This is a genomic window from Vibrio sp. 10N.222.48.A3, assembly GCF_041475345.1.
Classification (GTDB): Bacteria; Pseudomonadota; Gammaproteobacteria; order Enterobacterales; family Vibrionaceae; genus Vibrio; species Vibrio tasmaniensis_A.
The window spans coordinates 1-7767 of record NZ_JBFRVX010000594.1 but is presented as its reverse complement, the minus strand read 5'-3'; the positions used below and the strand labels follow the sequence as shown (position 1 = coordinate 7767).

Sequence of the window (7767 nt, the reverse complement as noted above, 5' to 3'; positions counted from 1 at the left end):
ATACACACCACTGCACCTAAAAAACGACAATACGAATGTAGACTTACCGCTACCGACTCGTTTTACGTTTCCGTACTACTACACACCACATCCAACGTGTGAGTTTGCCATGCAGCAACTTCAGCAGTCGTTACTCGACTGCGGTGTGAATGAAACATCGCAAGGCAACCTCTACGCCGTGCTTCTTGTTCAGAACCCAACTACACAAGAGCTAGGTTACCTTTCTGCGTTTTCAGGTTTGCAGTTATATCCGTCTTTGGCCTCTCAGTTAAACAACATTAACTTTGTTCCATCAGCCTTCGATTCAGAACAGTTTCAATCTCACAACAGTGCAAACCTTGCTCGCCAATCGCAACTAGCGGATGACATTGAAAAACTACAACAGTCGCACAACCTAGACGCATTATTGGCTGAATTTGAAGAGTTAAAAATCGAATCAGCACAAGCTATCGAAGCCTTTCAATTAGCCTTGGCAGCAAACAAATCTCAGCGTAACGAACTCAGAGAACAAGCCAATCAAGAAAAGGCATTGGGGAATCTAGAGTCAGCAGCGAATTTGCTCAAACAACTGGGCAATCAAAGCAGCCAAGAGAAACGCGACTTAAAAGCACTTAGAATCGAGTGGAAACAAAAGATCGCAGAACGCCAGTCGCAAGTTGATGCTATCGAAAGCGAACTCACGAGCCGCAAGCAAGAGTACCAAGCGATCTCAGCCGAATTAGAAGCGCAACGGTTGTCTCATTATCGCTTTAACAACCAAGCTCTCGAATCAAAGAACCTGCTTGAATTGTTAGATGGCAAAGACGCTCTTGAAGGCTCTGGCGACTGCTGCCTACCTAAGCTGCTTAATTTTGCTTTTGAACACGGCTTTCAGCCATTAGCATTGTCTGAGTTTTGGTGGGGATTGCCTCCAACGGCTGTCATTCGCCAGCACGCAAACCTGTACCCGGTTTGCCAAAGTAAAAGCTTCGAGATCCTCGACCACCAGCTAAACGGCATCGAATTAGAAGAGAACCCGCTTATCGTGAACCCTGCGGTTGGTAAGTCGTTTGATATTGTCTATGAAGATGACGAGATCGTGGTGGTGAATAAACCCGAGGAGTTCTTGTCGGTTCCTGGTAAGTTTATCGAAGACTCTGTTTATACCCGTATTAAAGCGCGTTATCCCGATGCAACAGGCCCTTTGATTATCCATCGATTGGACATGTCGACGTCAGGCTTATTGATCTTGGCGCTGACCGCAGAGTCCAATAAACACATCCAGAAGCAGTTCATTGATAGAACCGTAGAGAAACGATATATAGCTCTGTTAGATGGTGAAATCGACGGCAAATCTGGCGATATCAGCTTGCCCTTGCGCGGCGACATAACAGACAGACCAAGACAATTGGTTTGCCATGAACATGGACGTAATGCTGAAACTCATTGGGAAGCGGTCAGCACCAACAATGGCAAAACCAAGGTTCACTTGTACCCTAAAACAGGACGAACCCACCAGCTGCGCGTACACTGTGCTCACCCGTCAGGCCTTGGTGTACCGATTCGTGGTGACGACTTATACGGATACAAACGTGAGCGTTTACACCTTCACGCTGGCTACTTAAAACTGATTCACCCAACAACCGGTGAATGGCTCGAGTTTGAAGTGCCTTCTGAGTTCTAAACCGTTTCCATTTGGTAGGGCTTCGTGCCCTACTCTTATTTCCTTTGCCTCTCATAGCTATCGCTACATGTCGAATAAACTTAGTACGATGCAATGACCAAGAAGCCAGAACCCAACAGAGTAACCATCGCGGGAATACCATCCTTCCACGTATCGAATCTCAAATGAAAGTAAATCGCCCCTAGTGAAGTACTCGCTAATATCAAACCTCCCATCAGTTGCGTATGTTCAGGTGCTAAACCAACCAAAGCACAGAGCAACAATACAGCTCCAGTAAACTCAACCATGCCAACTAGAAACATGATGACGCGATTTAATCCATAGCTTTTAAAAAAGCCAAGCTGGATTTCAAACACTTTCTTTTGCCAAGCAATTGTCTTGATTGAACTCGCCAATAAAAAGAACACCACTAGTAATACACTCACTACTGTACTCATGTTGCCACCTTTCTTAAGAATCATTAACGTAGTGGAATCATTTAACCATTCATAAATAGAACGATAAATGCTAGTTTTATGATAGTTAGGATTCCAATTTGGAATGATTGGGTTTAGGTACAAGATATAGGACAACTAGAATGGATAAAATTGAGTGTATTCGTATCTTCGTGGAAACTGCGCAGCTGAACAGTTTTACTGCTACTGCCAATAAACTCGACGTGACACAAAGTGCCGTAAGTAAAAAGATTGCGTGGTTAGAAAGTGATTTAGGAATGACGCTGTTTCAGCGAAACAGTCGCAAAATATCCCTAACCCATGCAGGCAAAGACTACCTGACTTATTGCTCCCGTTTACTCGAAGAGATGTCTACCATAGAAAGTAGGCTCAAGCGTGAAACAGAATCCGTGGAAGGTGAGCTTAAGATATCTGCGCCAAGTGCTTTTTCATCGATGTTACTCAGTGAGCCGCTTCAAGCTTTCATTGAACAGCACCCAGGTATCCGCATTAACCTCAGCATCGATGACCGCATCGTCAACCTTAATGAACACAATATTGATGTTGCCATCCGCGCGTCACAACTCAAAGACTCAGGGCTAAAAGCACGCTTCTTGTTTAACAACAAAGTTCACTACTTCGCATCACCAGATTATCTAGAAAAACAAGGGATTCCTCTGTATCCACAAGATTTGAGCGAACACCAATGCTTAACCTACTCCCTGATGAGCCCTGCGAATGAATGGCGTTTTACCGACAAGAGCGACAAAACTAATACCATTAAAGTAAATCAAATATTCACTTCAGATAGCCCAGATATGCTACTTAAAATGGCTCGACAAGGTTTAGGTATTGTTGCTTTACCGGATTGGATGGGCAAAGAGTATGTTGAGAAAGGAGAACTAAAAAGGTTATTGGAAGATTGGAGTAATAACCAGCTACCAATGTACGTGGTGTATCATGCGAGCGATTATTTGCCCCAAAGAATCCGAGTGTTTATCGATTTTCTTGCGAAGTATTTGAGCGCAAGGAATAGTTAAAGCTCTAAGAACAGTTAGAGCTCAACTAACATCGATAGCTAAGATAAAGTCTTAACCCATTACATCCTTGCGCTGATCAACACATTCAAAAGAGGCCATTTCGAATTCACGACAGATCCAAGGTCGGTTTTCGTAAATAGTACACATCAGTGTTTCTCTATCTACAGCAGAACACCAACCGTCGTCGAGTCGCAACATCGTTTCGCCGCCCCATTCATCATAAGCGATATGCTCTTCAGGTACGCCTGTATCTGTGATGATCATAACCTCTAAACGACAACAGCATGCCTGACAATTAGCACATGTTACTTCGGGTTCGGTTACGTTCTTTATCTCAATCGTCATAAGTGACTACGCTGCTAAATTTTGCGTATAGTAATCGAAACCGACCGCTACGGCTAATAAAGATAGTGCGGCGCAGTGTTTTGATTGATGTAGAAATAAAAATAGGCGCTGTGATTTACTCACAACACCCATACTATTTATGGTTTTCCATCGCGACTTGTCGCCACTATCTCGCTTTACAACAGACTAGCCTCGATTTAGAACAGACTAGCGAAAAATAGCTTTACGTAGTCCATCAAGCGTTTGAACAAGCCAGCCTGCTCTACCGCTTCCAACGCGATCAAAGGTTGAGTTTGAACATCTTCACCATCAACGGTGTAATGAACAACGCCTAAGGTTTGGCCTTCTGAAATCGGGGCTTTCAGTTCAGATATTAGTTCAATCGATGCCGTTAACTTTTTGCTGTCTGACTTAGGCAGCGTAATAAACGTATCTTCTGCAACGCCTAGCTTCAACGTATCTTGAGCACCAAACCACACCTTCTCTTCAGCGACTTGGTCACCGCCTTGATGAGGGTTTAGCGTATCGAAGAAACGAAAACCATAGCTCAACAATTGTTTGCTGTCTGACTCACGACTCTTAACGCTTGATGCGCCCATCACAACCGCAATAAGTCTCATCTCACCTTGTGTCGCCGAACTCGCTAAACTGTAGCCGGCACCAGAGGTGTAGCCTGTTTTCATGCCATCGACCGTCAAGCTTCTATCACGTAATAAGCCATTGCGGTTGTGTTGTGTAATCTTGTTGTAGCTAAACGAGCGTTCGCTGTATAAACCATACACATCCGGTAAATCGCGAATAATCGCACGGCCTAATAGAGCGATATCATAAGGCGTTGAATAGAGATCGTCCGCATCTAAACCATGTGCATTCGCAAAATGGGTATTTTCCAGTTTTAGCGAAGCTGCCCAAGAGTTCATCAAGTCAACAAATGCATCTTGTGAGCCAGCAACATGTTCTGCAATCGCAACACTCGCATCGTTCCCTGATTGAATAATCAAGCCACGGTAAAGATCCATCATCGCGACATCAGTGTTCACTTCGATGAACATTTTTGAAGAATCAGGGAAGTTTTTCGCCCATGCGTTTTCGCTAATTCGCACCTGATCATCCGCAGAGATGTTACCTCGTTTCATCTCTTGTCCAGCCACATAACTGGTCATAAGCTTGGTTAAACTCGCTGGGTTCAACTTAGTGTGTGCGTTTTTTTCTACCAGCACATCACCAGAGTTAAAATCAATTAACACATACCCTTTTGCGCCTAGGCTAGGTGGGCTTGGTACTATAGAAGGTGCCGCGACAGCAGTATTTGCTACGATCGCTGCGTTACTTACAATGAACATACTTAATAGAGGGAGAGAGTATTTTGAGAACCGTTTCATTGAATTAAACCTAAGTTAACGTTTTGTTCAGTATAGACAAATGCTAGCAAAAGAAGCGCGAACTTTACGTTGCTTTACGTATTTGTACGGTTCGTTACAAATAAAAAAGTATAATCTGCGACCTGTCCGTTTTTTGCACAAAAACGATTGACTCAATGAATGCATTCAACACTTCGCTTTACCTCTCGGGCATACGTCTAAATAACATTTCAACAAAGCCCATAACCCGCTGTTTGCTTTCGCTCGGCTCTAAATCAGGTTGGATACCAGACTGCGCCAGTGCTTGCCACTGTATAACTTCCGAATTAGGAACAAAAAAAGCAATATACAAAGATCCTTTCTCGCTTACCTTTCCATCATCACTATAAAATGGCACACCTGTAGATAGCTGAATCGCATCAAAGATCGATTCATCGTTCAGTTCAGATTCTTCAGCTAATCCAAAACCCACTACGACATCACCAGCCCCGGATTTCAACTGATAACCTTTCAATGAAAGTTGTTCTTTAATCGCTTCGCGTACAAGATCAGTGACGACCGTCTTGTCATATTTTTCAGAAAGGTACACTTGCTCTGATTCGGGATGCCATGAGTACGTGACTACCCCATGCTTCATGAAATCAAAGTCACCACTGGTCACCACGCCATAATTGTGAGTTGGAGTCGTTTCATTGGTTGTACACGCTGTCAGTCCAATCGCTATCAAAGCCAACAACGCGACTTTATTTACGCCTTTTGTTGCACATATGAATCGTTTTATCATTCGCGGCTTCCTTTCCTATACAAGAATAATTATCAATTTGACCTTCAACATAAACAGTAATTATATTAATAGAAAGATCATTAAACGTTTGCGTAATCGCTAACCTTCACTTCTACTCATTTTGGGGGTTTAACCACAGAAATAGACTCGGTATAGTAAACTTAGTTAAACATAACCAAACCATTCGGGGCACGGAGCTTCCTCAATCATCTCATGAAGAGAAGAATTGGTACCGATAAAGCATCGGCAAATTTAAGAGGGTCACACAATGGAATTCAATATGGTTGAAATTTTAGGTTACGCGGCATCTATTATGGTCGCAATTTCATTAACAATGAAAGATATCGTGCGTCTGCGTGTCCTTAACTTTGTTGGCTGTACTCTATTCACAGCATACGGCGTTATGATTGATGCATGGCCAGTGGTTGCAACCAACGGTTTCATCGCTTGTGTGAACATCTACTTCCTTGCAAAAATGCAAAAGGAAAAAAAAAATGAAGCGATGAAAGCAGCAAAAGCTTAGATTAACGGCTAGCACTTTCAAACAATTCTAAAAAAGCCCAAATAGAACGTTCTATTTGGGCTTTTTCATGCTTATCAATTTTAGAAAACTTCAATGACAGACAATACGATATTGACTCTCTCTGTATACCTGTGTGTTATTGCGTCCATTCTTTTTCGCTTGATAAAGTGCTTTGTCAGCTTGGTCTATCGTGCCTTCTATGTGGAACAGTGCATTTGCATAGCGACACCCAACACTGACCGTTACAGGTAACACTAACCCCTCAATTTTTTCGACGCTACGCCTAAGCTCTTCCGACAACTCGTACAATTGATATTCATTGCAATCAAAAGTCACAAAGATAAATTCCTCACCGCCATAGCGAGCAATTAGACGATTTTCATTTGCAAATTGCTTCAATACTTTTGCAACGGCACAGATCACTCTATCGCCTTCATTATGCCCGTGTAGATCGTTTACCGATTTAAAATGGTCAATATCTAGAAGAATGATACCAACACCTTTTAACGGATAAGGCGAACACTCTAAAATTCTCATCTTAACCTGAGAAATAAAGTCCCGCCGATTACTCAACCCCGTAAGATAATCTAAGCTAGCTACATCTAAGATCTTTAAATGACGGTGCCGCAGGTAAAGCACCAAAACGGCGATGATGCTAAGCAAACTTATAACCAAGGTCATCAAACTAACTAGCAATAAACTGTGGTTCTTATTGAGCTCTTGCTCCAAAACTCCAGCAGAAATGATCCAATTCAGATATGGGTAGAACTTATAGAAAATGTTTTTGTTTGTCGTACCGTTGTCATCTGAAATTGAGTAACTAAAATGCCCTTCAGGCTCAGCAACGACCTTATCGATGAGCAACTCTGATGAATAACCAATTAAGGCTTTCAAGTGTTCGTGTTCAAAATTGGGTCGGAGGACTAGCTCGCCTTGCAAATCAACAATATATACATAACCACTATCGCCATATGAATACTTTCTTAGTTTATCTTTAAGCGCTTCGAGATCGACCAAGTACATGAGTTCATCTTTATAAGTGGTCGCCACCAATGTATTACCACTCGGTAGCCTCACTGAATACGCGACCTTCGCACGCTTGCCGACTTCATGTGGATTAGCATGAGAATACTGAGTCATTCCAGACTTTGAGGTCAGTTGCGTTTGAATATGGGTTAAATGCGCGCGATTTTGCCCTTGTAAAAACGGATGATACAGGTGGACACCTTGTGGTGACATCAAATAGATATAACCTGACTCTCCAATCACCAATTCGTTAGCAATTCGGATGACTTCTTTAACTTCTTGTTCTGGAGTGACACCTAGTGTGTGAGAAGCGACAGTATCAGTCACACCTTTGAGATAGGTTTTAATAGCTTCGTTAACGGTAGTATCTACGATGTCGTAGCTTGCGTTTACAATAGTACGGAAGAAGAATTGATTAGACTCTAAAAGTGATTCTTTGGTTCGGTTAAATTGAATAGCGGAGAGGACCAGAGATACTAGGGCCAACACGATGGAAAAGTTGAGGATATACTTACGTCTTACTTTCAAAATTACCTCATAGCTTTTAAATTTTAGGTAACGCTAATGTTCTTATAAGCAGACTGTTTTATA

8 protein-coding genes are annotated in these 7767 nt (G+C 42.5%); 3 read left to right on the top strand and 5 right to left on the bottom strand.

Going from position 1 to position 7767, the window contains the following annotated elements; translation table 11 throughout:
- The coding region (locus AB4653_RS16755; protein WP_372104785.1) for a pseudouridine synthase at nucleotides 1-1663 on the top strand (1663 nt) is incomplete at its 5' end.
- An 80-nt stretch (nucleotides 1664-1743) separates the two neighbouring features.
- Here AB4653_RS16755 and AB4653_RS16750 read toward each other — a convergent pair.
- Nucleotides 1744-2124 (bottom strand): DoxX family protein, encoded by a 381-nt coding sequence (locus tag AB4653_RS16750; RefSeq protein ID WP_009845495.1) that lies wholly within the window; start codon nucleotides 2122-2124, stop codon nucleotides 1744-1746.
- Between the two features lie 116 nt (nucleotides 2125-2240).
- Here AB4653_RS16750 and AB4653_RS16745 point away from each other — a divergent pair, with 116 nt between their 5' ends.
- Entirely contained in the window at nucleotides 2241-3137 is an 897-nt protein-coding gene (locus AB4653_RS16745; RefSeq protein WP_009845496.1) for a LysR family transcriptional regulator, read from the top strand.
- Between the two features lie 51 nt (nucleotides 3138-3188).
- On the opposite strand, the gene AB4653_RS16740 is transcribed toward AB4653_RS16745, so the two are convergent.
- The 3 genes from AB4653_RS16740 to AB4653_RS16730 all read right to left on the bottom strand — a co-directional run bounded on the left by AB4653_RS16740 (nucleotide 3189) and on the right by AB4653_RS16730 (nucleotide 5627).
- On the bottom strand, nucleotides 3189-3482 hold the full coding sequence (locus tag AB4653_RS16740; RefSeq protein WP_012600484.1) for a YkgJ family cysteine cluster protein: 294 nt from the start codon (nucleotides 3480-3482) through the stop codon (nucleotides 3189-3191).
- Between the two features lie 197 nt (nucleotides 3483-3679).
- Nucleotides 3680-4864: a D-alanyl-D-alanine carboxypeptidase family protein gene (locus AB4653_RS16735; protein ID WP_017097507.1), complete on the bottom strand. Its 1185-nt coding sequence runs from the start codon at nucleotides 4862-4864 to the stop codon at nucleotides 3680-3682.
- A gap of 178 nt (nucleotides 4865-5042) precedes the next feature.
- The gene (locus AB4653_RS16730; RefSeq protein ID WP_009845499.1) at nucleotides 5043-5627 is read right to left on the bottom strand and encodes a DUF4136 domain-containing protein; all 585 of its coding nucleotides are present in this window, start codon (nucleotides 5625-5627) and stop codon (nucleotides 5043-5045) included.
- 268 nt (nucleotides 5628-5895) lie between these two features.
- Between AB4653_RS16730 and AB4653_RS16725 the strand changes: the two genes are divergently transcribed.
- Nucleotides 5896-6150, top strand: coding sequence for a YgjV family protein (locus tag AB4653_RS16725; RefSeq protein ID WP_009845500.1), 255 nt, complete (start codon nucleotides 5896-5898; stop codon nucleotides 6148-6150).
- A gap of 90 nt (nucleotides 6151-6240) precedes the next feature.
- Here the strand turns inward: AB4653_RS16725 and AB4653_RS16720 are convergent, their stop codons facing one another.
- Nucleotides 6241-7704, bottom strand: a complete 1464-nt coding sequence (locus AB4653_RS16720; protein WP_102258324.1) for a sensor domain-containing diguanylate cyclase — start codon at nucleotides 7702-7704, stop codon at nucleotides 6241-6243.
- Nucleotides 7705-7767: the final 63 nt, after the last annotated feature.